The organism is Caldimonas mangrovi (genome assembly GCF_023721835.1).
Lineage (GTDB): Bacteria > Pseudomonadota > Gammaproteobacteria > Burkholderiales > Burkholderiaceae_C > Caldimonas > Caldimonas mangrovi.
Genome location: NZ_JAMKFE010000040.1, coordinates 1 through 1713, shown reverse-complemented (window position 1 = coordinate 1713; position 1713 = coordinate 1). Strand labels below are relative to the sequence as shown.

Genomic DNA, 1713 nt, shown 5'->3' with positions numbered 1-1713 from the left:
GAGCCGCCGGGTTGCTCTGTGCCTGCGGCCCGGGCGCGCCGCCATGCCAGGCCGGGGCGTTGCCGCCGCTCTGGTTGCCCTGGGCGCTGGGGCGGTGGTCGCTGGACAGCGCGTAGGCGCTGGTGTCGGCCTCGGCGGGGCTGCCGCCGGGGGTGGCGGGCACGCCGGCTTCGCCTTTGCCGTTGTAGAACGCGGCCTTCACCAGGGGCCGGTCGATGTCGAGTTCTTCGAAGTCGACCAGCACTTCCTGGCCGATGCGGGGGATGAACTGCAGCCCCATGCCGGGGCCGGCATAGGGCTGGGCCACGCGCACCCAGATGCTGTGGGCGCTGGCGCTCGGGTGGCTGGCGTGGGCCTGCCAGTGGAATTGCACCTGGATGCGGCCCCAGCGGTCGGTGTAGATCTCGTCGGCGCCTTGCGGCTGGGTCTGGCCGTGAGGGCCGACCACGGTGGCGCTTTGCGGGCCGAGCACAGTGGGCTTGGGGTTCAGCCGCGCGCCGGTGTCGTCCTGCAGCCGCGGGCGCCAGGGCCGTTCGGCATCCAGGCACTGGAAGTGGTTGCCGTAGCCGCTGGCCTGGGCCTGGGCGCGCACTTCGGCGGGCAGTGGGTGCACGAAGCCGGCCGGGCCGAGGCGTTGGGCGATGGCGTCGTTGAGTTCTTTGGGCAGGTTGTTGATGCCGGCGTGGGTGACGGCGGTGACGAGTTGCCGGGCGCTGTGGCCGGGGCCCAGCGGCGCGTCGAGCAGGGTGAAGCGGGTGCCGGGGCGCAGGCTGCGCACGGTGGACAGGCCTTCGTGGCGCTGGTGCCAGGCTTCGAGGGCTTCGATCTGCACGCGGGCGTGGTGTGCGGCGGCGAAATGGCTGGCGCCGCCGTGGTGGTCGAGGCTGCCGGCGGGCTCGTAGTGTTCGAGCCGGGGCGCGTGCTGCGCCAGGGCCCGGGTGGGCACGCTGGCGGCGTGGCTGCGTTTGGCGGCGTAGTCCCAGGCCTGCACGCTGGCGGCGGCGGGGTGCAGGCGGTGGGCCTGGGTGTAGGCCTGTACGGCGTCGCTGTCTTCCTGGCTGCTGGCGCGGTGGTAGCGGATGCCGCCGCCAGCGGCGGAGCTTTCGTCTTCGGGCAGGGCCACGCTGTCGGCGAAGAAGACGATGCGGTGGCCGCGCGGGGCGGCTTCGTCTTCTTCGCAGCGCCAGCCGATGCCTTGTTCGGCGAGCACGCGGCTGACGAAGGCGTAGTCGGTCTCGCGGAACTGGTTGCAGTAGTGGCGCGGGCTGACGGGCGCCAGAAAGCCGGCCACTTCCTCGCTCCAGCGCCAGGCGGCCAGGCCGGCGTAGGGCTGGAACACGGCTTCGACGATCTCGATGAGGCTTTTGTCGATGAAGCTCTGGCTGCGGCTGGTGAGTTGCAGCGCGGCCAGCCACGGGCGCACGACGAGTTCGTAGCGGGCCAGCCCGCCGTCGCTTTGCAGCGCGGCAGCTTGCACGATGACGCCGCTGCGGGTGGTGCGGCCGCCGTCGGCCAGGCTGATCGCCAGGCTGGCCTGTTGGCCGAGCAGGGCTGGCAGCTCCACGTGGGCGGAACTCGCCAGCACCGAAATCCGGTATTCGAACAGCTCGTTCAGCGCTTCCCGGGCGCTGAAGGATTCGACCAGCAGGCCACTGACGGCCGCGCTGCCGGTCAGTTCGTACAGGCGGGTCTCGGCGGTGAAAGAAATGCCGA

Annotated in this window: 1 protein-coding gene; it reads right to left on the bottom strand. The window is 71.8% G+C overall.

What is annotated here, in order from left to right; all coding sequences use genetic code 11:
- Positions 1-1713: type VI secretion system Vgr family protein (locus tag M8A51_RS26125; protein WP_251781554.1), on the bottom strand; the 1713-nt coding region annotated here is incomplete at both ends.